General features: G+C 68.6%; 24 protein-coding genes and 2 riboswitches. Of the genes, 15 read left to right on the top strand and 9 right to left on the bottom strand.

The window, feature by feature from the left end:
• Nucleotides 1-130: 130 nt before the first annotated feature.
• Together ACUYM2_RS17130 and dcd are read left to right on the top strand one after the other, a co-directional pair.
• On the top strand, nt 131-577 hold the full coding sequence (locus ACUYM2_RS17130) for an SRPBCC family protein (protein WP_481601152.1): 447 nt from the start codon (nt 131-133) through the stop codon (nt 575-577).
• Nucleotides 578-644: 67 nt separating this feature from the next.
• The gene (gene dcd / locus ACUYM2_RS17125; RefSeq protein WP_481601151.1) at nt 645-1,220 is read left to right on the top strand and encodes a dCTP deaminase; all 576 of its coding nucleotides are present in this window, start codon (nt 645-647) and stop codon (nt 1,218-1,220) included.
• An 18-nt stretch (nt 1,221-1,238) separates the two neighbouring features.
• Here the strand turns inward: dcd and ACUYM2_RS17120 are convergent, their stop codons facing one another.
• The 3 genes from ACUYM2_RS17120 to ACUYM2_RS17110 are packed head-to-tail and all read right to left on the bottom strand — an operon-like array spanning nt 1,239 to nt 4,363.
• Nucleotides 1,239-2,435, bottom strand: coding sequence for a cation:proton antiporter (locus ACUYM2_RS17120; protein WP_481601150.1), 1,197 nt, complete (start codon nt 2,433-2,435; stop codon nt 1,239-1,241).
• A gap of 5 nt (nt 2,436-2,440) precedes the next feature.
• Nucleotides 2,441-2,923, bottom strand: a complete 483-nt coding sequence (locus ACUYM2_RS17115; protein ID WP_175322308.1) for a cation:proton antiporter regulatory subunit — start codon at nt 2,921-2,923, stop codon at nt 2,441-2,443.
• Between the two features lie 39 nt (nt 2,924-2,962).
• Nucleotides 2,963-4,363: an MFS transporter gene (locus tag ACUYM2_RS17110; RefSeq protein ID WP_481601149.1), complete on the bottom strand. Its 1,401-nt coding sequence runs from the start codon at nt 4,361-4,363 to the stop codon at nt 2,963-2,965.
• Nucleotides 4,364-4,591: 228 nt separating this feature from the next.
• Here ACUYM2_RS17110 and ACUYM2_RS17105 point away from each other — a divergent pair, with 228 nt between their 5' ends.
• From ACUYM2_RS17105 to mnhG, 6 genes are read left to right on the top strand one after another with little or no spacing between them, the layout of a single operon-like run.
• On the top strand, nt 4,592-7,657 hold the full coding sequence (locus ACUYM2_RS17105; protein ID WP_481601148.1) for a Na+/H+ antiporter subunit A: 3,066 nt from the start codon (nt 4,592-4,594) through the stop codon (nt 7,655-7,657).
• Nucleotides 7,654-8,220 carry a Na(+)/H(+) antiporter subunit C gene (locus ACUYM2_RS17100; RefSeq protein WP_481601147.1) on the top strand — a complete coding sequence of 189 codons (567 nt, stop codon included), beginning with the start codon at nt 7,654-7,656 and terminating at the stop codon, nt 8,218-8,220. Before ACUYM2_RS17105 ends, ACUYM2_RS17100 begins: the two co-directional genes overlap by 4 nt.
• A complete protein-coding gene (locus ACUYM2_RS17095; RefSeq protein WP_481601146.1) occupies nt 8,217-9,830 on the top strand; it encodes a Na+/H+ antiporter subunit D in 1,614 nt (537 codons plus the stop codon). The genes ACUYM2_RS17100 and ACUYM2_RS17095 overlap by 4 nt, the downstream gene beginning before the upstream one ends.
• On the top strand, nt 9,827-10,372 hold the full coding sequence (locus ACUYM2_RS17090) for a Na+/H+ antiporter subunit E (RefSeq protein ID WP_481601145.1): 546 nt from the start codon (nt 9,827-9,829) through the stop codon (nt 10,370-10,372). The genes ACUYM2_RS17095 and ACUYM2_RS17090 overlap by 4 nt, the downstream gene beginning before the upstream one ends.
• Nucleotides 10,369-10,647 (top strand): MrpF/PhaF family protein, encoded by a 279-nt coding sequence (locus ACUYM2_RS17085; protein ID WP_481601144.1) that lies wholly within the window; start codon nt 10,369-10,371, stop codon nt 10,645-10,647. Before ACUYM2_RS17090 ends, ACUYM2_RS17085 begins: the two co-directional genes overlap by 4 nt.
• Complete coding sequence (gene mnhG, locus ACUYM2_RS17080; RefSeq protein ID WP_481601143.1) at nt 10,637-11,029, top strand: monovalent cation/H(+) antiporter subunit G; 393 nt, start codon at nt 10,637-10,639, stop codon at nt 11,027-11,029. The genes ACUYM2_RS17085 and mnhG overlap by 11 nt, the downstream gene beginning before the upstream one ends.
• A 69-nt stretch (nt 11,030-11,098) precedes the next feature.
• Here the strand turns inward: mnhG and ACUYM2_RS17075 are convergent, their stop codons facing one another.
• Entirely contained in the window at nt 11,099-11,362 is a 264-nt protein-coding gene (locus ACUYM2_RS17075; RefSeq protein WP_175322316.1) for a DUF4235 domain-containing protein, read from the bottom strand.
• Between the two features lie 41 nt (nt 11,363-11,403).
• Entirely contained in the window at nt 11,404-11,952 is a 549-nt protein-coding gene (locus ACUYM2_RS17070; protein ID WP_481601142.1) for a heme-degrading domain-containing protein, read from the bottom strand.
• Nucleotides 11,953-12,178: 226 nt separating this feature from the next.
• Nucleotides 12,179-12,321, top strand: a riboswitch (TPP riboswitch).
• Between the two features lie 71 nt (nt 12,322-12,392).
• Here ACUYM2_RS17070 and ACUYM2_RS17065 point away from each other — a divergent pair.
• The 5 genes from ACUYM2_RS17065 (at nt 12,393) to ACUYM2_RS17045 (ending at nt 18,399) form a co-directional block, all read left to right on the top strand.
• The gene (locus tag ACUYM2_RS17065) at nt 12,393-13,025 is read left to right on the top strand and encodes an ECF transporter S component (RefSeq protein WP_481601141.1); all 633 of its coding nucleotides are present in this window, start codon (nt 12,393-12,395) and stop codon (nt 13,023-13,025) included.
• 13 nt (nt 13,026-13,038) lie between these two features.
• Complete coding sequence (locus ACUYM2_RS17060; RefSeq protein ID WP_481601140.1) at nt 13,039-14,655, top strand: ABC transporter ATP-binding protein; 1,617 nt, start codon at nt 13,039-13,041, stop codon at nt 14,653-14,655.
• Nucleotides 14,652-15,455, top strand: a complete 804-nt coding sequence (locus tag ACUYM2_RS17055; RefSeq protein ID WP_481601139.1) for an energy-coupling factor transporter transmembrane component T family protein — start codon at nt 14,652-14,654, stop codon at nt 15,453-15,455. The genes ACUYM2_RS17060 and ACUYM2_RS17055 overlap by 4 nt, the downstream gene beginning before the upstream one ends.
• Before the next feature lie 130 nt (nt 15,456-15,585).
• Entirely contained in the window at nt 15,586-17,109 is a 1,524-nt protein-coding gene (locus ACUYM2_RS17050; RefSeq protein ID WP_481601138.1) for a UDP-N-acetylglucosamine 1-carboxyvinyltransferase, read from the top strand.
• 60 nt (nt 17,110-17,169) lie between these two features.
• On the top strand, nt 17,170-18,399 hold the full coding sequence (locus ACUYM2_RS17045; protein ID WP_481601137.1) for a glutamate--cysteine ligase 2: 1,230 nt from the start codon (nt 17,170-17,172) through the stop codon (nt 18,397-18,399).
• A gap of 11 nt (nt 18,400-18,410) precedes the next feature.
• Here the strand turns inward: ACUYM2_RS17045 and ACUYM2_RS17040 are convergent, their stop codons facing one another.
• Genes ACUYM2_RS17040 through ACUYM2_RS17030 form a run of 3 tightly spaced genes read right to left on the bottom strand, consistent with a single transcriptional unit; the run spans nt 18,411 to nt 20,323 of the window.
• Nucleotides 18,411-19,619 carry an O-succinylhomoserine sulfhydrylase gene (locus tag ACUYM2_RS17040; RefSeq protein WP_481601136.1) on the bottom strand — a complete coding sequence of 403 codons (1,209 nt, stop codon included), beginning with the start codon at nt 19,617-19,619 and terminating at the stop codon, nt 18,411-18,413.
• On the bottom strand, nt 19,620-20,030 hold the full coding sequence (locus ACUYM2_RS17035) for a rhodanese-like domain-containing protein (RefSeq protein WP_481601135.1): 411 nt from the start codon (nt 20,028-20,030) through the stop codon (nt 19,620-19,622).
• A complete protein-coding gene (locus ACUYM2_RS17030; protein WP_481601516.1) occupies nt 20,027-20,323 on the bottom strand; it encodes a DUF1737 domain-containing protein in 297 nt (98 codons plus the stop codon). Before ACUYM2_RS17030 ends, ACUYM2_RS17035 begins: the two co-directional genes overlap by 4 nt.
• Nucleotides 20,324-20,361: 38 nt before the next feature.
• Nucleotides 20,362-20,475: riboswitch (SAM riboswitch) on the bottom strand.
• A 401-nt stretch (nt 20,476-20,876) separates the two neighbouring features.
• On the opposite strand from ACUYM2_RS17030, the gene ACUYM2_RS17025 reads away from it, so the two are divergent.
• Together ACUYM2_RS17025 and ACUYM2_RS17020 are read left to right on the top strand one after the other, a co-directional pair.
• Complete coding sequence (locus ACUYM2_RS17025; protein WP_481601134.1) at nt 20,877-21,821, top strand: ATP-grasp domain-containing protein; 945 nt, start codon at nt 20,877-20,879, stop codon at nt 21,819-21,821.
• Nucleotides 21,808-22,542 (top strand): glycosyltransferase family 2 protein, encoded by a 735-nt coding sequence (locus ACUYM2_RS17020; RefSeq protein ID WP_481601133.1) that lies wholly within the window; start codon nt 21,808-21,810, stop codon nt 22,540-22,542. Before ACUYM2_RS17025 ends, ACUYM2_RS17020 begins: the two co-directional genes overlap by 14 nt.
• Before the next feature lie 9 nt (nt 22,543-22,551).
• Here the strand turns inward: ACUYM2_RS17020 and ACUYM2_RS17015 are convergent, their stop codons facing one another.
• Nucleotides 22,552-23,514: an aminodeoxychorismate lyase gene (locus ACUYM2_RS17015; RefSeq protein ID WP_481601132.1), complete on the bottom strand. Its 963-nt coding sequence runs from the start codon at nt 23,512-23,514 to the stop codon at nt 22,552-22,554.
• Nucleotides 23,515-23,597: the final 83 nt, after the last annotated feature.

Here is a 23,597-nt window from a genome sequence, read left to right as displayed (position 1 = left end):
GGTAACTCTTCGATAAAGGCCCGCCGTGCACAGGGCCCGCAGCGGGTCTGGCTGGATACCCTGAGTAGGTTAGCTGCAGTCTCCGGGGAACGGGCTACGTCCATCAGCCGTCCGCCAAGCGAGGATTTCCGTGGCCTATGCAGAGTACGAAGTCGTCATTCAACGCGACGCGTTGAGCGTCTACCATTTCCTGCTGGACCCGGAGAACCTGCCGTCCTGGCGGGACGGAATCCGCGGTATTGAACTGGTCTCCGGGGTTGCCGGCTCCGTGGGGGCCGTCTACCGTCCGCTGTTCGCCGGGACCGGCCAGCGGCCGGCGGACGCGGACTTCGAACTCACCGCGGCCCGGCCCGGAGCCGAGATCCAATTCCAGGTCATTTCCGGACCGGCGCGTCCGCACGGCGGTTACTACCTCAGCACGGAGGGCTGCAGCACCCGCGTCCGGTTCGCCCTCCGGTACCGGCCTGCAGCTGCCGCGCTCCTGGCCTATCCCAAGGTGCGCCGGGCGATGAAGGCGCAGGTCGCCCAGCTGGAACGGCTCAAGTCCGTGCTGGAGCACCGGCTGGCGGCAGCCTAGGGTGTTACCGCGGTAACACTTGGCCCCGCGCGTACCGGCCGGCCATTACTGGGGTATTTTTGATCCTGTGCTGATCTCTGACCGCGACATTCGTACTGAAATCGATTCCCGGCGCATTGTGCTGGAGCCGTTCGACCCCGCCATGGTTCAGCCGTCGTCGGTGGATGTGCGGATTGACCGTTTCTTCCGGCTTTTCGACAACCACAAGTACGCCCACATCGACCCGTCCGAGGACCAGCCCGAGCTGACCCGTCTGGTGGAGGTCGACGCCGGCGAGCCCTTCATCCTCCACCCGGGCGAGTTCGTGTTGGGCTCCACCTATGAAACCGTCACGCTGCCGGACGACATCGCGGCGCGGCTGGAGGGCAAGTCCTCGCTGGGACGGCTGGGCCTGCTGACACATTCGACGGCGGGTTTCATCGATCCGGGATTCTCCGGCCACGTCACGCTGGAGCTCTCCAACATGGCCACCCTGCCGATTAAGCTGTGGCCCGGCATGAAGATCGGGCAGTTGTGCTTTTTCCGCCTGACGTCGGCCGCCGAGCACCCGTACGGTTCCGGCGAGTATGGAAACCGCTACCAGGGCCAGCGCGGCCCGACGGCGAGCCGCAGCCACCTGAACTTCCACCGCACCGAGATCTAATCCCGCGGGTGGCGGGTCCTAGCTGACCGGCCGGACCGGGACAGCCGCCCGCCGGATCGGGCGGCGGAGCATTCGCACAAGGGGCTCCACAAAGCGGGCCGCCAACGGGCCCATAACTGCCATGATCAGCACATAGGCAGTGGCCAGCGCGGCGAGATCGCGGGGCACCACCCCGGAGGCGACCGCGAGCCCGGCGATCACGATGGAGAATTCGCCGCGGGCAATCAGCGCCGCGCCGGCCCGGAAGCGTCCGGGCAGGGCGATCCCGGCCCGCTTGGCAGCCCAGATTCCGGTGATCATCTTGGTGGTTGCCGTCAGTACGGCCAGCACCAGGGCCCAGCCGAGCACCGGCGGGATGGACGTCGGATCAGTGTTGAGGCCGAAGACCACGAAGAAGATCGCGGCGAAAAGGTCCCGCAGGGGCTCAAGGATCCGCGTCGCGCTGTGGGCGGTGGCGCCGGAGATCGCAATCCCGAGCATAAACGCGCCGACAGCCGCGGAGACCTGCATGGCGGCGGCCAGCCCCGCGACCAACAGCGCCGCACCCAGCAGGTTGAGCAGGAACACCTCGGAATTTTCGCTGTGCACGGCCTTGGAGACGTGGTGGCCGTGGCGCAGTGCGACCACCAGCACCAGGGTGACGACGGCCAGGGAAATCCCGACGGTCTGCAGGCCCACCAGGAAACTGACTCCGGCGAGGGTGGCTGTCAGGACGGGCAGGTAGACGGCCATCGCCAAGTCTTCAAACACCAGGATGGACAGGATCACGGGCGTCTCGCGGTTACCGATCCGGCCCAGGTCGGTGATGACCTTCGCAGCGATCCCGGAGGAGGAGATGTAGGTGACGCCGCCCATCACCATCGCCCCCACAACGCCCCAGCCCAGCATCAGCGCCAGGCCCGCGCCCGGAAGGAAGTTCAGCACAAGGTCCAGCACGCCGGCCTGCCAGGAGCGGCGCAGCCCCGTCACGAGCTCGGCCGCCGTATATTCCAAGCCGAGCATAAGTAGGAGGAGGATGACGCCGATCTCACTGGAGAGATGTGCGAACTCGTGCATCCCCTCCAGTTTGACCAGCCCTCCGGCGCCGAAAAACAGGCCGCCGATGAGATACAGCGGAATGGGGGACATACCGATCCGCCCGGCCAGCCTGGCCAACAGGCCAAGACAGAACACGACAGCCCCCAGTTCGATGAGGGTCAGGGCGAGCGGATCCATGCCGCTTATCCGTTGCGCAGGATGCTGGCTGCCGTGTCCAGGCCTTCTTGCGTGCCCACCGCAACGAGGAGGTCCCCGGGGTGCAGGACGACGTCGGGGCCCGGGGAGGGAAGCACTTCACCCTCCCGCATGATGGCCACGATCGAGGCGCCGCTGCGGGTCCGGATGCAGGCCTTGCCCATGGGCTGGTTCTGGAAGGGGGAGTCCGCGGCGATGGAGAACTGCCGGGTCACGATCCCCGGGACTTCCCGGTGCGCTTCGGAAAGCTGCATGGCCAGGCGTTGACCGCCCAGGAGGTTGCCGAGGGCGGCCGCCTCGTCTGCGGTCAGCGGGATGGAGGCCTGGCAGGTGTCCGGATCGTCCCAGGTCGAGACGATCAGTTCGGTCTGGCCTTCGCGGTACTCGACGACGCCGATCCGGCGTCCCGAGGCGGTCATGAAGTCCTTGCGCCGGCCCAGGCCGGGTAGGTCTGTCTCATCCACGTTCATGCCTCCAGCCTAGTGGGCCGGCCGGCTTTTGGCGCTGGTTCAGGCCTCGGGCACCACGGCGATTTCCGTCTTTCCCGGCGGCTTGACGGGCAGCATCACCAGCAGCCCGGCCAGCAGGACGACCATGATGCCCAGGATGCCCCAGCGCTGGGCTTCGCCGGCGGCGACAAGGGGCGTCGCGACCGTGATGCACAAGGTGAAAAGCGCCGGCGCGAGGAAACTGACGGCCCGGCCCGTGGTGGCGTACAGGCCGAAGAGCTCGCCCGATTCGCCGTGCGGGGCCAGGCGCGCCAGGTACGCGCGGGAGGAAGACTGGGCCGGACCCACGAAGAGGCACAGGAACAGGCCGAACACCCAGAAGGTCGTGCTGCCCGCCCACTGCATGCCGAAGAAGGAATAGTTTCCGTTCCCCAGGGCCAGGAGCACCGTTCCGGCGGCCAGCAGGCCGATCAATGAGCCGATAATGACCGCCTTCGGCCCTACCCTGTCGTCCAGGAAACCACCGAGCAAAGCACCGACGGCGGCGACCACGTTGCCGAAGATGGCGAAGAAGATCACCTGCTTGAGTTCGAAGCCGAAAGTGCCGGCGGCGATGATCCCGCCGAAGGTGAACACCGCGGCAAGCCCGTCACGGAAGATCGCACTGGCCAACAGGAAGTAAATGGTGTGCGGGCTGGTCCGGTAGATCGCGCGGACGCGGCGTACGAGCAGGCCGTAGGACGCGAAGAACCCCAGGCCGGACTGCTTGGCCTTGGGCACTTCCGGGACCGCGAACAGCACCGGAAGCGCGAACACCAGGAACCAGAGGGCGGAGAAGACCGCTACGAGGCGGATGTTCAGGCTGTCCTCGGTGGAGGCCCCGAACCAGTCGATACTGGGCTGGACGAAGAGCTGCAGCACGATCAGCAGAGCCACGATGCCGCCGAGGTAGCCCGCCGCCCAGCCGAATCCGCTGATCTTGCCGATGTTCGCGGGGGTGGAGATCTGGGCCAGCATGGCGTTGTAGTTGACGCCGGCGAATTCGAAGAACACGTTGCCAAGCGCAATCAGCGTCACCCCGAGGAGCAGGAACTCCGGCCGGGGGAAGACGAAGAAGCAGAGCCCGGTCAGGAGCGCCACGGCGGCGGTGTTGACCCCCAGCCAGAGTTTGCGCCGGCCTCCCGTGTCCGAACGCTGGCCCGTGACCGGCGCCAGCAGGGCGATGGCGGCTCCGGCGACGGCCAGCGCGGAGCCGAGGACGGCGGAGGCCGCATCTTCCCCGCCAAAGGCCTTGGACGTCAGGTACACGGTGAAGACGAACGTGGTCATGACCGCGTTGAAGGCCGCGGAACCCCAGTCCCAGGCGGCCCAGGCCAGGATGCGGCCCTTTCCGGTGGCATGGTTGCCGGACTCAAGTTCGGAGCCCGGGCGCATGGCCTCCGGGGCGGTGGCGGAATTCATAGCCTGATGTTATCCGTCCGAGGCGCGCTGCCGGCGGAGCAACGGTTCCGGCTGGCCCGGATCTCCGCCGGTAGCCGGTGCGGCGCAGGACCGGCAGTGCGCGGCGTTCGGTCAGGTCCGCGGCAAAACAATTTGTGCACGCTTGGTAAACTGTCCGGACCGAACCTAACCAATGCCCCGCCTGCTCCAACTTTTGACAATCGAATTCCTAACGTTGCGGAGATTCCAGTGATCACAGTCCTTGCCGCGCACTTTGCGGTGGCTGCTGTGGCGCCGTTCCTCTTCCGCAGGCTGGGCAGGAATGCGTTCTTCGCGCTGGCCGCAGTGCCGGCAGGATCGTTTGTTTGGCTGCTCCTGCAGCACGGTGCGGTGTATTCGGAGGCCGGTTCCACCGCGGTCACCCTCCCCTGGATCCCGGACCTCGGCCTTGAGCTGGCGTTCCGGATGGATGCCCTGGCCTGGGTCATGTCGTTGCTGGTCCTGGGGGTTGGAGCGCTGGTCCTGGTCTACTGCGCCCGGTACTTCAAGAACAAGGACAGCTACCTGGGCGGCTTCGGCGCCCAGCTGCTGGCGTTCGCCGGGGCCATGTTCGGCCTCGTCACCGCCGATGACCTGCTCCTGATGTTCATTTTCTGGGAACTGACAACGGTGCTGTCCTACCTGCTGATCGGCTACGCCCGGACGCGCTTGTCCGCCCGGCGCTCGGCGCTCCAGGCGCTCGTGGTGACCACCGCCGGCGGCCTGGCCATGCTGGTCGGGTTGATCATGCTGGGCTCCGCGGCGGGAACCTACCGGATCTCGTCCATCCTGCAGCTGGCGCCGGAGCTGGTGACGGGACCTGCCGCGGAAGCGGTGGCGGCCGCCGTCCTGCTGGTCCTGATAGGTGCGATCACCAAGTCCGCACTGGTCCCCTTCCACTTCTGGCTCCCCGGGGCGATGGCCGCGCCGACGCCGGTGAGCGCCTACCTGCACGCCGCCGCCATGGTGAAGGCCGGCATCTACCTCGTGGCGCGGCTCGCCCCCGGTTTTGCCGAGACGTCGTTGTGGCTCCCGGTGGTGCTGGGCCTGGGCCTGGCCACCATGCTGGTGGGCGGGTACCGCGCCCTGCGCCAGACCGACATTAAGCTCATCCTCGCCTACGGCACGGTCAGCCAGCTGGGCTTCCTGACCATGGTGGTGGGGCTCGGCAAGCCCGACGCGGCGCTCGCCGGCCTCGCGCTGCTGCTGGCCCACGGGCTCTTCAAAGCCACGCTGTTCCTGGTCGTCGGCATCATCGACCACCAGGCCGGAACCCGCGACATCCGCAAGCTCTCCGGGGTGTACCGGTCCTCCCGGGCCCTGGCGGTGGTGGCGGCCATTGGGGCGGCGTCGATGGCCGGAGTGCCCCCGCTGGCAGGCTTCGTGGCGAAGGAATCGGTCTTTGAGGCCTTCGTGCACCACGCCGGGACCGGGCCTTGGGGCGCGGTGATCCTGCTGGGAGTGGTTCTCGGCTCCATCCTGACCTTCGCCTACAGCGCCCGCTTCATGTGGGGCGCCTTCGCGGTCAAGCCGGGCGTGCCGGCCACCCCGTTCAAGTCCATCAAGCCGGCATTCTTGGCAGCCCCGGCCCTGCTGAGCCTGCTGACCGTCGCCTACGGGGTGTGGCCGGTGCCGGTGGACTCCTGGATCCAGCCTTACGCCGCACTCTTTGCCGGCCCCGCCGGTGCCGCCGGCGGGAAAGCCGACGCCGCCGGCCACCTGGCGCTGTGGCACGGGTTCACCCCGGCGCTGGGCCTGACCGCGGTCACCTTCGCCTTCGGCCTGGCGATGTTTTACGGACGGAACGCCGTCGCCCGTGCGCAGGGGCTGGTGCCCGGCTGGATCGACGGCGACCGCAGCTACCAGCGCACCATCGGCGCCCTCGACGACGTGGCGGTGTGGGTCACCGGCCGCACCCAGCGAGGCTCGCTGTTCTTCTACCTGGCCGTCATCCTGACCGTCGCCTTCGTCCTGCCGCTCACCGCACTGCTGCTGGCCAACAAGCCGCTGCCGGGCGGTCTGTACTTCGTGGACCCCGGCTCGCCGCTGCAGCTGGTAGCCGGCGCCGGAATCGTGATCGGAGCCCTCGCCGCGGTGCGCGCCAATAAGCGTTTCCTGGCCGTGCTGATGGTCTCGGTGACCGGGTACGGCATCGCGCTCATGTTCGCCCTCCAGGGCGCCCCGGACCTGGCCCTGACCCAGATGCTGGTGGAAACCATCATCCTGGTGGCCTTTGTCCTTGCCATGCGCAGCCTGCCGCCCGAACTGCGGGACCGCACCGGCGGCAAATACCGGGTGATCCGGGTGATCATCGGCGCGGCGTTCGGCCTCACCATGGTCTTCGTGGCGATCTACGCCCTGGGGGCCCGCGTCGCCACCCCGGTATCGCTGGAATTCCCGCGCCTGGCCTACGAGGGCGGCGGGGGACTGAACGTCGTCAACGTCACCCTCGTGGATATCAGGGCCTGGGACACGTTCGGCGAGATCTCCGTCCTGGCGCTCGCCGCCACCGGCGTCGCCAGCCTGATCTTCGTCCGCGGCCGCGGCGACCGCATCAGCCCGTCCGCGTCCGTGGCGGAGGGGACCGTCGGCCGCCGGACCGGCCTGCCCGCGCACACCAGGGACAACGCGGCACTGGCCATGAGCCGGCGGTTTGCCGCCTCGACGCGCGACGCATGGCTGGTCGCCGGGCGCACCATGGCTCCGGAGCGCCGCTCGATCATCTTCGAAGTCGTCACCCGGCTGGTCTTCCATTCCATCATCGTCTTCTCCCTCTACCTGCTCCTGGCCGGCCACAACCTTCCCGGCGGAGGTTTCGCTGGCGGCCTCACGGCCGGCCTGGCCCTCACTATCCGCTACCTCGCCGGGGGCCGCTTCGAACTGCGCGAAGCCACTCCGGTCAGTGCCGGCGCCCTGCTTGGGATCGGCCTCGCGACGGCCGCGGCGTCGGGCGTGGCGCCGCTGCTGTTGGGCGGCCAGGTCTTCCAAAGCGCGGTGATTGAACTCTGGCTGCCGGTGTTCGGCGACATCAAGTTCGTCACCTCCACCATCTTCGACATCGGCGTCTACATCGTTGTGGTCGGCCTGGCCCTGGACGTGCTGCGCAGCCTCGGCGCGGAAATCGACGAGCATTTCGAGGACCAGCCCGGGGAGCGCTCCGAGGAGGAGCCCGCGGAGTCCTCCGCCGAGCCCTCGAACGGGCCGTCCAACCGGCCGTCCGACGCTCCAAAGGCCGATGGCCTCCCGGCCGAGGCCACCGCGAAGGGGAACGCATGAGCGTCAATCTGACCCTGCTGACGGTCATGGGAGCCCTGTATGCCTGCGGCATTTACCTGATCCTGGAACGCAGCCTCACGCGGGTCCTGCTGGGCCTGATGCTGCTGGCCAACGCCACCAACCTGCTGATCCTGGCCACCGGCGGCTACGCGGGCCTCGCCCCGCTGTACAACAAAGACACCGCAGCCAACGACTACAACGACCCGCTCCCGCAGGCGCTGATCCTCACCTCGATCGTGATCTCCTTCGCCGTCACCGCCTTCATGCTGGGCATCATCTACCGCACCTGGGTGCTGGCCCGGCAGGACGAAATCCAGGACGACGCCGAGGACCGCCGCGTGGCGGAGACCCCCAGCTTCGACGCCGAGGACGACGCCGTCATCCCGGTGGAGACCTCGGAGTTCCCGCTGGTGGCCTCCCCGGAGCCTGCGGACACCGCAGGGACGAAGTCGCCGGAAACCGTGCAGGCCGGCGCCCGCCGGATGCCCGCAACGGATGCCGCCGCCGAAGAACAACCCGGTTCCCGCAATATCGATCCCGGCCCGGAAGGAGGGACCAAGTGAACATCGCAAGCTTTGCCCCGCTCGCCGTCGTCCTCCCCATCCTGGGGGCCGCCCTGACCTTCCTGCTGATCCGGCGACCGCGGGCGCAGCGGACCGTCAGCATTGCGCTGCTCTCGCTGACCCTGCTGCTGGAATGCTTCCTGCTGGCCTCCGTCTGGCAGGGCGGCACGTCCGCGGTCAACATCGGCGGCTGGCTGCCGCCCTGGGGCATCGTGCTGGTGGTGGACCAGTTCTCCTCCCTCATGCTGGTGGTGTCCTCGACCGTCAGCCTCGCTGTGCTGGTCTACGCCACCGGCCAGGGCATGGCCGACGGCGACCGCGACGCCCCCGTGTCGATCTTCCACCCCACCTACCTGATCCTCGTGGCGGGCGTTTCCAACGCCTTCCTCTCCGGCGATCTGTTCAACCTCTACGTAGGCTTCGAGATCCTGCTGACCGCCAGCTACGTGCTGATGACCCTCGGCGGGACAGGCCCGCGGATCCGCGCCGGCGTGACCTACGTGGTGGTCTCCGTGGTGTCCTCGGTGCTCTTCCTGATCGCGATCGCCATGATCTACGGCGCCACCGGGACCATCAACATGGCCGACCTGGCGGTCAAGCTGGTTGAACTGGACCAGGGCACCCGGAACCTGCTGCACGTGCTGCTGCTGGTGGCGTTCGGGATCAAGGCCGCCGTCTTCCCGCTGAGTTTCTGGCTCCCGGACTCGTATCCCACGGCGCCTGCCCCGGTCACCGCCGTGTTCGCCGGGCTGCTCACCAAGGTGGGCGTCTACGCGATGGTCCGCACCGAGACCCTGCTCTTTCCCGGCGACACGTTCAACACCCCGCTGATGGTCGCGGCCCTGCTGACCATGGTGGTCGGGATCCTGGGCGCCCTGGCGCAAAGCGACATCAAGCGACTGCTCTCCTTCACCCTGGTCAGCCATATCGGCTACATGGTGTTCGGCCTGGCGATGTCCTCTGTTGCGGGGCTGGGGGCCGCGGTGTTCTACGTGGCGCACCACATCACCATCCAGACGAGCCTGTTCCTGGTGACCGGCCTGATTGAGCGCCGCGCCGGGAGCTCCTCGGTGGACCGGATCGCCGGGCTCGCCAAGCTCTCGCCGCTGCTGGCGGTGCTGTTCTTTGTGCCGGCCATGAACCTGGCCGGCATCCCGCCGTTCTCCGGGTTCCTGGGCAAGCTGGGGCTGCTGCAGGCCGGCGTGGCCCTGGGCACCCCGCTCGCCTACGCCCTCGTGGCCGGCGGCGTGCTGACCAGCCTGCTGACCCTGCTGGCCATTGCCCGGGTCTGGAACCGCGCCTTCTGGCGCAAGCCCGAGGACGCCGAACACCCCGCCCCCGTGCTGCTCGCCGCTCCCGGCGACTCCGCCACCGGCGACCGCGCCGGGCAGCAGAACGTGACCTTGCTGCCCCGGACCATGGTTGGTTCCACCCTGGGCCTGGTGCTCTTCGGGGTGGCGCTGACGGTGTTCGCCGGGCCGCTGTTCCGGGTGGCCGGCCAGTCGGCCGAGGTGATGCTGGACCGGTCAGCCTACATCCAGGCCGTGCTGGGGGACGAGGCGCAGGTCCCGGTGATCGCCGAGCCGCCGCGGCTGGAGGGCGGGAAATGACGCGAAAGAGAATTTCACTGCGCCAGGAACTGCCGCTGCTCGTCTGGCTGGTCGTCGTCTGGGGTGCGCTCTGGCAGGACTTCAGCGCCGGGAACCTGCTATTCGGCGCCCTGATCGCGGTGGTGGTGGCGCGGCTGTTCTACCTGCCGCCGGTGGAACTGGGCGGCCGCTTTAACGTACTGCGCGCCGTGCCCTTCGCCGTGATCTTCCTGGGCAAGGTCGTGGCGGCCAGCTTCCAGGTCTTGTACCTGGCCGTGGTCCGGGGCCCGCAGGTGATCAGTGCCGTCGTCGCCGTCCAACTCCGGAGCCATTCAGACCTGCTGGTGACCGCCACCGGGCATGTCACTTCGCTGATTCCGGGGTCCGTGGTGGTGGAAGTGGACCGGTCAACGTCCACGCTCTACATCCACGGCATCAACGTCCGCGACGGAGGGGACGCGGCCAAGCTCCGCAAGGAGGTCCGCGACACCGAGGCCGCGCTGATCCGGATCATGGGCACCCCGGCGGAACTGTCCGCACTGAAGCAGGAGGTGGGCGCATGATGCCGCTGGTCCTGGCCATCACCGCCGTCGTACTCTCCCTCGCCGCGGGCGGCGCGATCATCCGCATCGCGCGGGGGCCCTCGCTGCTTGACCGCGTGCTGGCCGCCGACGTGCTGCTGGCCATCCTGGGCGCGGCGCTGTGCATCGACATGGCCGTGAACCGGCACCTGAACAACCTGATGCTGCTGGTGTCCATCTCCATCATCGGCTTTGTCGGCTCGGTGACCGTGGCCCGTTTCGTGGCAGACCGGAGGAAGCAGCCCAATGAATCCTGAGACAAGCTCCGCCGACGCCGTGATCGACGCCGTCTCCGCCGTGTTCATGGTGGTCGGGGCGCTGATGTCCCTCGGCGCGGCAATCGGCCTGCTGCGCTTCCCCGACCTCATGAGCCGGATGCACGCCGCCACCAAGCCGCAGGTGCTTGGCCTCTTCCTGCTGCTGTGCGCGGTGGGGCTGCAGCTGCGCACTTGGTGGGTGTGGCCGGTGCTGGGAGTGGCGTGGATCTTCCAGTTGCTCACCGTGCCGGTCTCGGCCCACATGGTGGGACGCGCCGGCTACCGCACCAAGCACCTGCATCCGGAACTCCTCAGCGCCGACGAGCTCGAGGCCGTCGTGCAGCAGGCGGCCGGCAAGCGCGGGTTTACCGACGACGAGTGACGCCGCAGCCGTCGCCCAGGGCCGTCGCCCCGGGCGGTGCGCTAGCTGAGGCGCGCTAGGCGATGCGCCCTAGACGAGGTCCTGGGTTTTGGCGAAGCGGGTGATTGCCCGCTGCGTGCCGCGGTTGGCGAGGACCTGGATGATGGCGCTGACCGAGGCCGAGATCAGGGCGAATGTCAGCGCCTGGCGCAGTGTGGTGGGAACGTCGTCGTCGTGGCCCTTGGGCGGCTTGTTGCCGGTGGTCTTCTCCCAAACGGTGTCGACCACCTTGGTGCCAACAAAACCGGCCAGAAGGCTGATGCCGGTGCCGAGCAGTTTGATGAAGATGTTCATACGTCTTACTCCTTGCGGGAGGAAACAGGGCTTCCCCTAGCCTAGCGTCCCAGTGACGCCGGCCGGCCAAGGACCTCCGTCAACGCCTCGACCACCAGCTCATGGTCGGCTTTCTGCGGCAGTCCCGACACCGTGACGGCGCCTACCATCCCGGTGCCGCGCAGGTAGATGGGAAACGAGCCGCCGTGGGCCGCGAACTCCTGCTGGTCGAACCAGGCGTTGTCCTCGATCCTGCGCCCGGCCGCGCGCGCCCGAAGGCCCACCAGCAGCGATGGGACTTCATACCGCACGGCGGTACGCTGTTTGGCTCTGATCCAGCGATCGTTGTCAGGGGTGGCGCCCTCCAGCGCAGCGTGGAATAGCACCTGCTCACCCTTGGTGATGTCGATGGCGATCGGGTGGGAGCGTTGCCGGCCAAGTTCCACCAGGCGGAGCCCAAGGTCAAGGGCGTCGTCTTTGCTGAAGGACTCGAACTGCAGTTCCTCGATCTCCATCAGGAGGCGGCCGATGAGCGCCGCCAGGGACCCGTGCGGCTGCGGTTCGGCGGAGTCCGGGTCGTACTCGGGGGAAGGCGCTGGGGAGTCGGTCAAGGGCTTCAGCTTCCGTTAGTCGGCCGCCGTCGGCAGGACCCGGCCTCGGCGGTGTCACGTGATCGCATGCTACGCCGACTCTAGCAAGCCGGCTCTCGCAGGTCACAAGCGGTCCAGCCCCAACTGGCTGGCAGTAGTTGTCGTTGTGGGCCCTCGGGACGACGACAACTGCGAGTCACCGGGGAGGTCTGCCGGGTGTAAACTGGCCCAGCCCACAAGGGCGATTTTGATACGACAGGGGAGCGCCGCCGTCGGGCATCACTGGAGCAGTCCAGGGAACCGTAGGTGGGCGCTGAGAGTGCGGACAGCCGCAGACCCTCGAACCTGATCCGGTTAGTACCGGCGCAAGGGAGTCGAGTTCTCAGGGTGCCCGGCGCCCGTGGCGGAAGCCGCGGCGCCGCCGGAACACACCCTCCCCTCCTGTACCTCAGGAGGACGACATGACTGATATTTCTGCGAAGCAGACACCTACCAGCGGCAAATACAACTGGCGCGTGGTCGACATTGTGGTGGCGGCGTTGATCGCTGTTGCCGGCGGTGTGATTTTCTGGGCTTGGTCCCAGGGTTCCAACCTTGTTTCCGTTCCGCTCAACGCCGTTTACCCGCCGCTAACCGGGCTGTATGCCGGCGGCTGGATGATTCCCGCGGTGCTGGGCATGCTCATTATCCGCAAGCCCGGAGCGGCGCTCTTCTGCGAAACCGTCGCCGCCACCGGCGAGCTGATCATGGGCTCGCAGTACGGCGCCTCGGTACTGTTTTCCGGCTTCGTCCAGGGCCTGGGCGCCGAACTGATCTTCGCAGCGTTCCTGTACAAGCGGTTCAACCTGCCGGTGTCCCTGCTCGCCGGAGCCGGCGCGGGCCTGTTCTGCGGCCTGAACGACTCCTTCCTGCCCTGGGGCTGGAACATCGCGTACGAAACGGGTGACAAGCTCGCCTACATCATCTTCTGCGCCATCTCCGGAGCCGTAATTGCCGGCGGGCTGTCCTGGCTGGCCGCCCGCGGCCTGGCCAAGACCGGGGTGCTGGGCTCATTCGCCTCCCGCAAGGCAGCGTCGGAACCCGTGTTCTCCTGAGACCCGCACACGCATGAGAACTTCCGACGCCGTCCGGCCGGCCGCGGTCGCCGCCCGCGGCTGGGGCTGGCGGCACGCCGGCCGGCCCCGGCCCGCCGTGAGCGGCCTGGACCTGGACATCCGCCCGGGCGAGCGCGTGCTGCTGCTGGGCCCGTCCGGTGCAGGCAAGTCCACGCTGCTGCATGCCCTCGCCGGGGTGCTCGGGGACAGCACTGCTGCAGCGGCGTCCTCGGCAGCCGCCGCGGACGCCGAGGACTCGGACGAGACCGGCAGCCTGCTGATCGACGGCGTCCCGCCCCGCGCCCGGCGTGGCAGGGCGGGGCTGATGCAGCAGGACCCGGAGACCCAGGTGGTGCTGTCGCGGCTTGGCGACGACGTCGCCTTCGGAGCCGAAAACCTGTCCGTACCCCCGGCGGAGATCTGGCGCCGGGTGGCGGAGGCGCTCGATGACGTGGGGCTGGGCGGCCTGTCGCTGCAGCACCCGACGTCGGCGCTCTCCGGCGGGCAGAAGCAACGGCTGGCGCTCGCCGGGATCCTCGCGATGCGGCCGGGCCTGCTGCTGCTCGATGAGCCCACCGCCAACCTTGACCCGGCCGGTGTCCTGGAGGTCCGCGACGCCGTGGGACGGTGCCTGGACAAGACCGGGGCCACGCTGGTGGTGGTGGAGCACCGGGTTGCCGTCTGGAAAGACCTCGTGGACCGGATCGTCGTGCTCCAGCCCGGATCCGCCACGGACTCCGCCGTGCTGCTGGACGGGCCCCCGGACCTGGTCCTGGAGCAGGCACGGGACATCCTCATCGCCGCCGGCGTCTGGGTGCCCGGCCATGTGCCTGCCACCCGGGCCCGCACCGGGGGCGCCCTCGCGAGCGAGGGCGGCGGCTTCGCGCCGGGCCAACTGCTGCTGGCCGCCGAGGGGCTGGCCGTGTCGCGGGAACGGCCCCGCCGCACCGGTGTGCTGCGCGGGTTCCGCACTGTCCCGCCCGCGCCAGTGCAGTCCGGCATCACGGCGCAGGTCCGGGCCGGGCAGGCACTGACCATCACCGGCCCCAACGGGTCCGGGAAGTCAACCTTCGCCCTCACCCTGGCCGGACTGCTCGCCCCGGTGGCCGGTGCGGTCTCCGCCACGACCGAACTGAGCGCCGGCGCGGGCATCGATCCCTACAAGTGGAGGGCGCAGCAGTTGATCGCCAGGATCGGCACGGTGTTCCAGGAACCCGAGCACCAGTTCGTCACCGGCCGGGTGCTGGACGAGCTGATGTTCGGACCCCGCCAGCTGGGCCGCGGCGAAGAACGGGTCGACGAACTGCTGGAACGCCTCCGGCTGCGCGACCTGGTCGACGCCAACCCCTATACCCTCTCCGGCGGCGAAAAGCGGCGGCTCTCGGTCGCCACCGTGCTGGCCGCGCACCCGCAGGTGCTGGTGCTGGACGAGCCGACCTTCGGCCAGGACGCCAGCACCTGGGCGGAACTTGCCTCCTTCCTCTCCGAGCTCCTCGACGCCGGCACTGCCGTGGTCTCGGTGACCCACGACGCGGAATTCAGCGACGTCCTGGGCGGCACCGAGTTGAAACTCGGCGCACCGCGGCCCGGCGTGCCCGGCCGGACGAATCCGGGGGTGGCGGCGCCATGAGGGACACCCTGACACTGCCCGGGAACCGCGCAGTGTTGGCCCGGGCCAACCCGCTGGCCAAGTTCGCCGGCGTCGTGCTCATTACGGTCGTCCTGGCGCTGTCCATCGACTGGGTGTCCGCCTCCGTCGCGCTCGGTTTCGAACTCCTGCTGTTCCCGCTTGCCGGCCTGACCCTGGCCCTGCTCTGGCAGCGCGGCTGGCCGCTGATCCTCGCGGCGGCCGTGGGCGGCTGGAGCACCGCGATCCTGGCGCCGGACCACGGAAGGATACTGCTCGACGTCGGTGTCTGGTCCATCAGCGAGGGCTCGCTGCAGCTCGGGCTGGGCTTCCTGTTACGCGGCCTCGCGATCGCCTTGCCGGCGGTGCTGCTGATGAGCTGCACGGACCCGACGGACCTGGCCGACGCCCTGGCGCAGCAGGCAAGGTTGCCGCACCGGTTCGTGCTCGGCACCCTCGCCGCGATGCGCCTGGTGGGGCTCATGGCCGAGGAATGGCAGACCATCGGCATGGCCCGGCGGGCCCGCGGCGTCGGTTCGCACGGCAATCCGGCGCAGCGGCTGAGGGCCACGCTGGGGCAGAGCTTCGGGCTGCTGGTCCAGGCACTCCGGCGCGCCTCCCGGCTCGCGGTGACCATGGAAGCACGTGGCTTCGGCGGCGCGCCGCGGACCTGGGCACGGACGGCGACGTTCAGCCGGCTGGACGCGTGGGTGGTCCTCGGCGGCGTGCTGATCGCCGGCGCGGCGGTGGCGGCGGCGATCAGCGCCGGGACCTGGAATATGGTGTTCCTGGGCCAGCAGTAGAGGCCGGGCGCTGGCTTCTGCGTCGGCATCCCATGGGTGCGGTATCGCACGAAATGGATATTGTGTGAGCTTTAATGCAATTTTTAGCATCTACGGCGCTCAGATAGACCATCCATGATATTTATTGCTTATGACTCAACAGACTGCTGAATCCGTTGGCGCCGTGCTCCGGGACGCCCGCGGCGAGAAGGGCTGGACCCAGGGACAGCTTGCGGCCGAACTGGGAACCAGCCAGAGCGCCATTGCCCGGATGGAACAGGGCAAGCAGAACCTGAGCCTGAAAATGATCCAGCGGCTCGAAGCCATTTTCGGCCGGGCCATCGTCAAGGTCGGCCGGCCGCAGATGACCCACCTCAGGGTGGAGGGCGGCCGCACGCTCTCGGGCGCCGTGGACGTCAACAGCAGCAAGAACGCCGGCGTCGAGCTGCTGTGCGCGAGCCTGATTAACAGGGGCACCACCATCCTGCGCCGGCTCGCCCGGATCGAGGAGGTCAACCGGATCGTCGAGGTTCTGACCAGCATCGGCGTCGAATGCACCTGGCTGAACGCGAACGACCTGCAGATCCGTCGCCCGGCCGTGCTGGACCTTGATTCGATGGACGTCGAGGCCGCCCGCCGGACCCGGAGCGTGATCATGCTCCTGGGCCCGCTGCTCGATGAATCCGCCGAATACCGTCTGCCGTACGCCGGCGGCTGCGACCTCGGCACCCGCACCGTGGAGCCGCACATGCAGGCCCTGCGCCAGTTTGGCCTCAGCGTCGAGGCGAAGTCCGGCTTCTACAGCGTGCAGGCGCCGCCCGCGGACGGCGACGACCGTTCATTCGTCCTGAGCGAGCGCGGCGACACCGTGACTGAAAACGCCATCATGGCTGCCGCCCACCGCCGCGGCACCACCATCATCCGCAACGCCAGCCCGAATTACATGGTCCAGGACCTCTGCTTCTACCTGCAGATGCTGGGAGTGGAGATCGGCGGCGTGGGCACCACGACGTTGAAGATCGTCGGCCGCCCGTCAATCGACGCAGACATCGAGTACTTCCCGTCCGAGGACCCGATCGAGGCGATGAGCCTGATCACCGCCGGCATCGTGACCAACTCGGAAGTCACGATCCGCCGGGTCCCGATCGAGTTCATGGAAATCGAGCTGGCGACCCTTGAACAGATGGGCCAGCGGCTGGAGGTGTCCGCGGAGTATCTAGCCCGCAATGGCCGCACCCGGCTGGTGGACGTCACCACCAAGCCCTCCGAGCTGCGGGCACCCGCGGACAAAATCCACCCGATGCCTTTCCCCGGCCTGAACATCGACAACCTGCCGTTCTTCGCTGTCATTGCCGCCAACGCGCAGGGCCAGACGATGATCCACGACTGGGTGTACGAGAACCGGGCCATCTACCTGACCGAGTTGAACAAGCTGGGCGCGCAGGTCCAGCTGCTGGATCCGCACCGGATTTACGTCAATGGGCCCACCAAGTGGCGGGCCGCGGAAGTCGGCTGCCCGCCGGCCTTGCGCCCGGCCGCCTGCCTGCTGCTGGCCATGCTGGCCGCGCGCGGCGTCTCCGAGCTGCGTAACATCTACGTGATTGAGCGCGGCTACGAGGATCTGGCCGAGCGTCTCAACACCATCGGCGCCAGGATCGAATACTTCCAGGACTGAGTCGTCTGACCACCCTTTTGGGGTAGCGCTCCCGGGGCGGTGCTGGCGCACAATGGTTGCATGCGCACCTTCGGCGTCGAGGAGGAACTGCTGATCGTGGACCCCGTCAGCGGGGCGCCGCTGGCGCTGGCCGACGCGCTGCTGCGCGGGCTGAAGCCGGCCCCCGACGCCGGTCTCGTCCCCGACGCCGCACCCGCCCCCGACGCTGGCCGCGATCCGTACCACGACGATTCAGGTTTCAGTTTCGAGCTTAAGCTCGAGCAGATCGAGACGCAGACGGTGCCCTGCCTGGACCACGGCGGGCTGCTCCAGCAGATCCGGCAGTCCCGGGCGTTCACGGACCGGGCTGCGCGGACGCACGGCGCCCGGGTGGCGGCCCTGGCCACGTCGCCGCTGGCCTCCGCTACCCACACCACCCCCAACCCGCGGTATGCCACCATGCAGAAGCGGTTCGGCCTTACCGTGCAGGAGCAGCTGACCTGCGGGTTCCACGTCCACACCTTCATCGAATCCCCGCAGGAGGGCGTGGCCGTCCTCGACCGGATCCGGGACAAACTGGCGGTGTTGATCGCGCTCAGCGCCAATTCGCCGTTCTGGAACGGGGCGGAGACCGGCTTCGAAAGCTACCGCACCCAAGCCTGGAACCGTTGGCCGGCGGCCGGTCCCGCCATGATCTTTGGCAGCCTTCCGGTGTACCGGCGGGTGGTCACGCGGCTGCTGGAGAGCGGGGTGCTGTTTGACGAAGGCATGGTCTACTTCGATGCGCGGCTGGCCCGGCACCACCCCACCGTGGAGGTCAGGGTCGCGGATGTCTGCCTGCGCGCGGAGGACGCGGCGCTGATCGCGGTGCTGGTTCGAGCGCTGGTGGAGTCCGCCAGCCGGGAGTGGCGCGACGGCGTTGACCCGGCCCCGGTTCCGACGGTGCTGCTGAAAATGGCCGCCTGGCAGGCCAGCAACTGCGGGCTGCGCGGCGAGCTGCTGGACTTCGGCAGCTTCCGCCCCGCCCCAGCCGCCGAGGTGGTGCATGCGCTGGTGGACTTTGTGGCCCCCGTCCTGGAAGAGCAGGGCGAGCTGGAGCTGGCGCGCCGCGGCGTGGACAGGATCCTGGCGAACGGCACCGGGTCACAGCTGCAGCGCCAGGCGCTCTGCGCGCCCGGGCTGGACACGCCCCTCGACGGCGCCGGCCTGGCCGCCGTCGTCGCCCACGCCGTGCGCATCACAACGCACGGGGCGGAGGCCGAGGCGGCGGCGGACCCGGCCCCCGTGCTCTCGCGGGTGCGCCGGGACTAGCCGAGCCGGCGCTAAGCCAGCTTGAGTGCCTGACCGAGGTCGCGGATGAGGTCCTCGACGTCTTCCAAGCCCACCGACAGGCGGACGACGCCGTCGCTCAGACCGATCGCGGCCCGGCCGTCCGGCCCCATGGCACGGTGCGTCGTGGTGGCCGGATGGGTGATCAAGGACTTCGAATCGCCGAGGTTGTTGGAGATATCGATGATCCGCAGCGCATCCAGCAGTGCGAAGGCGGCCTCCTTGGCCGAGCGGCCGGGCGAGGGTGCCAGTTCGAACGTCAGGACGGTGCCGCCGGCCTTCATCTGCCTGGCGGCAAGCTCGTGCTGCGGGTGGGACGGCAGTAACGGGTACTTGACCCAGCTGACGGCGGACTGGGCCTCCAGCCATTCGGCCAGCCGCAGCGCCGAAGCGGAGGAGTGGTTCACCCGCAGCGCCATCGTCTCCAGGCCCTTGCTGAGCACCCAGGCGTTGAAGGCGGACAGGGCGGGGCCGGTGTGGCGCATGAGCTGCTTGACCGGGCCCTCAATGAACTCGCGGGTGCCGAGGATCGCGCCACCGAGCACCCGCCCCTGGCCGTCGATGTGTTTGGTGCCGGAATACACAACCACGTCCGCGCCGAGCTCCCCGCACCGCTGCAGCAGCGGAGTGGCGAAAACGTTGTCCACCACCACGGTCGCGCCGGCGGCGTGCGCCAGTTTGCTTACGGCGGCGATGTCGACGATTTCCTGCATCGGGTTCGACGGCGACTCGAAGAACACGGCCGTCGTCGGCACGGCCAGGGCCGAGCGCCACTGCTCAAGGTCGGGGCCGTCCACGAACACCGTCTCCACGCCCCAGCGCGGCAGGATCTCGTTGAGGATGACGAAGCAGGATCCGAAGAGCGAGCGGGCGGCGACCACGCGGTCACCTGCCCCCAGCAGCGCCCCCAGCGCGGTGAACACCGCGGACATGCCGGACGCCGTCGCGAAGCACGCCTCGGTTCCCTCCAGCAGCCGGAGCCGTTCCTGGAAGGTGGCCACCGAGGGGTTCCCGTAGCGCGAATACACGAATCGTTCGTCCTCGCCGGTGAAGGCGCGCTCTGCCGCAGCGGCGGATTCATAGACGAAGCCCGAGTTCAGGAAGATCGGTTCGGTGGTCTCCTGGAACCCGCTGCGGTCGAGTCCGCCGCGGACGGCCTGGGTGTCCGGGCTCCAGCCCTGGGCATCGGGATTGAAGCTCACTTAGTGCTTTCCGGGGTGGAGGGGGAGGCCGCGGTTCTTCCAGCCATTAATGGTCCGGCGGCCGGTCGGGCCGGGTTCGCCTTCGAAACCCTCAAGGACGTTGTAGGCGGTGAAGCCGGCCGCCGCGGCGGCGTCCGCGGCGGCGACCGAGCGGGCGCCGGAGCGGCACAGGAAGACGAGCTCGGCCGCCGGCGCCTGTTGCTGGAGTTGTTCCAGGAAGTGCGGGTTGGGCGCTCCGCCGGCCAACGTCCACTGGACGAACAGGGGGTCCTGCCGCTTTCCGGCGGCGGTGGGGGTGGCCGGGGTGCCGATCTGGGCCCATTCGCGCTCGGTGCGGACGTCCACCAGGACGGCGCCCGCCTCAAGCCTGGCCCATGCCTCCTCCGGGCTCAGGTCTCCGGCGTAGCTCATGCGTGGCCCTCGCCGTCGAACTCGACGACGTCCAGCTCATCCACCGCGTTGGCGACGGCGGCGTCCGCGCTCGCGATGGCGGCAGGCAGCACGACGGCCTGGGCCACGATCACGGTGCTGCCGTTGAAGGTCGCCGAGGGGCTGCCGTGCAGGACATAGCCCTCGGCCAGGGCGGCGGAGACCCGTTCGCAGAAGCTGCGGTCATCGGGCCCGGTGAACAGGCGGTAGGCCAGCCTCCCGTCGGCGGCCGGTCCGGGGACGGCGGAGGACGGGGCGGGGACTGTGGCGGGCACAGCAGGTGCGGACGCGTCGGGCACGACGGATCTCCTTACTTTCACGCTTGCAGCTCGAATTTCGATATGCCGAGTACTCACCTGAGGCACCCCGCCGCGAAAGGGAGGGTTGCCGACCGGCCAGTCAGGGCTTGGCGCCGGTTCTCATTACTCCCCAAAAACGTAGCACTTCCGGCGCTGGCGGCACCGGCGGCCCCGTCATGTTAAGTCACGCGGCCGCTGTGGCGGGCAGTTTCCAGCCACAGCGTGGGAGCGGGTAGCGCTGGCAGGAGCCCCAGTATTCGTGAGCATCCGGCGCAGTGCCTGCGGGACAGATTCGGGTAGTTCCTACTCGGGATATCCCTGGCGCCCTCGCCTTGACTGGGACGGGCATGACCGATGTGCCAGCAGATTTTCGATGGGATAACCAGCAATTTGCCCGGCGCTGCACTGTGGCACCGGCACGTCTACAAAGGAACTGGATTCTTATGGTCTCGATGCACGGCTTAATCTTTGCCTTCCTGGCCCCCCTTCCGGCTGGCGCGGTTCCCTGTGGCACTGGAACGGACCGCTTGTGAAGCCCCGCGTGCTCGTCACCGGCGCGGGCGGATCTGCCGGACGGGCCGTCGCGGCGCAGCTCAAAGCGCGGGGCATACCCGTACTGGGTACCGATATCCGCGAACTGCCGGCAGGGTCGGGAATCACCGCCGTCCGCGTTCTGGAGGCCTCGGATCCGGAGCTGGTCTCGGCGCTCCGCCGGCTGGTGGCCGCCGAAGACGTGAACGTTGTCATCCCTACCGTGAGTGACGAGCTGCCGCAGCTGGCGGCCTTCCGGCCCGCCTTCGGCCCCGACGTCCGCGTCATCATCGGCGAGCCGGGACCGGTGGCCCTCGCCCACGACAGGCTCTTTACCGCATGGCGGCTGCAATCGGCCGGGGTGGCCGTCCCGCGGTTCGGGGTCCCCCGGGATTTCTCCGGCCCTGAGGCCGCCATGGAAGCCCTTGGTGGACCGGTAGTCGTCCGCCCACGGGTCTCCTGCGGCGGCAGCGGCGTGTCTGTTGTCGACGGAGGCGCCGCGGTCGACTGGCACCGGCTGCCGGAAGGCCAGATCGTGCAGGAATTCATCCCGGGAACCGCTTACGGCCCGATGGTCTTCGGCACCCCGGTGCAGAACGCGGCCGCCCCGTTCGTCGTCGTGGTCGAAAAAACCGCACTGGCCGGGGGGAAGGCAGGAAACGCGGCGGCCGCCCGTCGGGTCGGAACCGGCGAGGACGTGGACGTGGGCAATGTGGCCATGGCCGCTGTCCGCGCGCTTGGGCTGACCGGCCCGGTTGACGTCGATGTCCGGCGGCGCGCCGACGGGACGCCGGTGGTGCTCGGCGTGACCGCCCGGTTCGGCAGGAACAGCGGGCTCGCCCCGGAAATGCTCGACGCCGTTTTAGGGGCTTTTGCCCTGCCATCGTTCAACCCGGCATCCTTCCGCCAGTTTCCAAGGGCGCACAGCAATGTCCTGGTATGAGGTCCGCGCTGCCATGCGCCGCCGTCGCGGGGTGCCAACCCTGCTGGACATGTGGCCGACCGTGTCGATCATTGTGCCGGCCTTCAACGAGGCGACCCGCATAGAGAACTGTGTGCGGTCCATCCAGCTCACCAGCTACGACCGGTACGAAGTGGTGCTGGTCGACGACGGCTCGGCCGACAACACGTTCGAATTGATGAAGGGCGTGGCCGCAGCCGATCTTCGAATCAAAGTTCTCAGCCAGGCCAACCTGGGCAGGGGCGCCGCCCTGACTCTGGGCTTACGGCACGCGGCAGGCGAGATCGTGATGTTCATGGATGCGGACCTGGTCCTTTCCCGGAACACCGTCAAACGGGTGCTCCAGGGCTTCGCGGACGAACGTACCGGCGCGGTCTTCGGCGACGCCCGGCCAGCCACGTTGAACCCGAAGCGGCCCCGGATACTAGCCTCCTTGGGCCGCGGTGCCGGGCTGCTCCGGAGAGCCGTTGCCGTGAGCGCCTGCCTGCCAGGCCGCGCCGGCAACATCAGAGCGGTATCCCGGACTGTGTTGGAGGAAATCGGTCCTGTCCCGCACGACCTGTGGGGCGGAGATCTTGAACTGACCAGGCGGGTGCGCCGCGCCGGTTACCGGGTGGCCTTCGCTCCGCGTGACTTGGCATGCGCCGATACGTCAGCGACCACCGCGGGGGACCGGTTCCGTCGCTCAAGTACCCGGAACTGAGTTGCGCCCCTACTCGATCGTGGCGAAAAGCTCGTTGAGCTCCGCCGTGAGCTGCCGCCGCAGTTCGGGGGTGCCGATCTCCTTGCCGTCGATGTGGTTCACCGGTGCGAGGAGCCGGATGCTCGAGATGAGCCAGACGGCGTCGGCGTCGTACAGGTCCGCGGGGACCAGGGGACCGTAGCCCAGCTCCCACCCGGCCGCCTTCGCCGCGGTGAACAAGGCGCCCTGTGAGGTGCCGGGCAGGATTCCGCTGTCCAGCTGCGGGGTGATCAGCCGGCGCACGGTCCGTACCCCGCCGGCGCCGTCGTCGGTGGTTTCCAGGTGCGCCAGCAGCACGGTCGACGTCGGGCCCTCCAGGACCCGGCCGTCGGCGGAGGTGAAGATGACGTCGTCCGCGCCCTGGTGGTGGGCATACCGGAGCGCCGCCATGTTGACCGCGTAGGAGAGTGTCTTCGCGCCCAGCAGCAGCCACGGGGCGCGTTCGCCCACCTCGCTGTCGTAGCCGCGGTCCAGCAGGATCACGTCGATGCCGGTTTCGCGCTGCAGCCGGCCGGCCGCGGGCGGCGGCGAGGCCTGCACCCAGCACGTCGGTGTGGCGGCGCCCTCGACGCCCCGGGTGGCGAGCAGTTTCACCACCATCTCGTCAGCCGCGCCCGCTTCGCCGGCCCTGCCAGCCGCGCCGCGGAATTCCCCGATGGCCGTCTCGATCGCGCGGCGCCAGGCGTCCTCGGCCGGGATGGCCAGCTCCAGGGCGCAGGCGGAGCCGGCCAGCCGGCTCAGGTGGGCCTGCAGTTTGCGCGGCCGGCCCCCCACCACCAGTAACGACTCGAAAACGCCGTCGCCACGCGTCGCGCCCTGGTCCGTGGCCATCAGCTGCGGCTTGGACGAGTCGGTGATGCGGCCGTTTTCAAACGCGGGATCGAGGAACACCAGCACCGTCGGGCGGGCCGGGTCAGAAGCGGGGGTAGTCATGCCTTCAGCTTAGTGCGGGAGTTGACGGGATAGGATTTGACCGTTACCCGTTCCGGAACTGTTCCGCGGGTCTGGAGCTTGAG

This window comes from Arthrobacter sp. SD1074B, from assembly GCF_056780195.1.
The sequence above is the reverse complement of the archived record's forward strand: the minus strand, read 5'-3'. Positions and strand labels throughout refer to the sequence as shown.

What these genes read in the sequence shown, in the direction of transcription:
- ACUYM2_RS17120 (WP_481601150.1), bottom strand. Translation starts at nt 2,435, where the DNA reads ATGGATCCGCTCGCCCTGACCCTCATCGAACTGGGGGCTGTCGTGTTC.
- ACUYM2_RS17115 (WP_175322308.1), bottom strand. Translation starts at nt 2,923, where the DNA reads ATGAACGTGGATGAGACAGACCTACCCGGCCTGGGCCGGCGCAAGGAC.
- ACUYM2_RS17110 (WP_481601149.1), bottom strand. Translation starts at nt 4,363, where the DNA reads ATGAATTCCGCCACCGCCCCGGAGGCCATGCGCCCGGGCTCCGAACTT.
- ACUYM2_RS17100 (WP_481601147.1), top strand. Translation starts at nt 7,654, where the DNA reads ATGAGCGTCAATCTGACCCTGCTGACGGTCATGGGAGCCCTGTATGCC.
- ACUYM2_RS17090 (WP_481601145.1), top strand. Translation starts at nt 9,827, where the DNA reads ATGACGCGAAAGAGAATTTCACTGCGCCAGGAACTGCCGCTGCTCGTC.
- ACUYM2_RS17085 (WP_481601144.1), top strand. Translation starts at nt 10,369, where the DNA reads ATGATGCCGCTGGTCCTGGCCATCACCGCCGTCGTACTCTCCCTCGCC.
- mnhG (WP_481601143.1), top strand. Translation starts at nt 10,637, where the DNA reads ATGAATCCTGAGACAAGCTCCGCCGACGCCGTGATCGACGCCGTCTCC.
- ACUYM2_RS17075 (WP_175322316.1), bottom strand. Translation starts at nt 11,362, where the DNA reads ATGAACATCTTCATCAAACTGCTCGGCACCGGCATCAGCCTTCTGGCC.
- ACUYM2_RS17065 (WP_481601141.1), top strand. Translation starts at nt 12,393, where the DNA reads ATGACTGATATTTCTGCGAAGCAGACACCTACCAGCGGCAAATACAAC.
- ACUYM2_RS17060 (WP_481601140.1), top strand. Translation starts at nt 13,039, where the DNA reads ATGAGAACTTCCGACGCCGTCCGGCCGGCCGCGGTCGCCGCCCGCGGC.
- ACUYM2_RS17055 (WP_481601139.1), top strand. Translation starts at nt 14,652, where the DNA reads ATGAGGGACACCCTGACACTGCCCGGGAACCGCGCAGTGTTGGCCCGG.
- ACUYM2_RS17050 (WP_481601138.1), top strand. Translation starts at nt 15,586, where the DNA reads ATGACTCAACAGACTGCTGAATCCGTTGGCGCCGTGCTCCGGGACGCC.
- ACUYM2_RS17045 (WP_481601137.1), top strand. Translation starts at nt 17,170, where the DNA reads ATGCGCACCTTCGGCGTCGAGGAGGAACTGCTGATCGTGGACCCCGTC.
- ACUYM2_RS17035 (WP_481601135.1), bottom strand. Translation starts at nt 20,030, where the DNA reads ATGAGCTACGCCGGAGACCTGAGCCCGGAGGAGGCATGGGCCAGGCTT.
- ACUYM2_RS17020 (WP_481601133.1), top strand. Translation starts at nt 21,808, where the DNA reads ATGTCCTGGTATGAGGTCCGCGCTGCCATGCGCCGCCGTCGCGGGGTG.
- ACUYM2_RS17015 (WP_481601132.1), bottom strand. Translation starts at nt 23,514, where the DNA reads ATGACTACCCCCGCTTCTGACCCGGCCCGCCCGACGGTGCTGGTGTTC.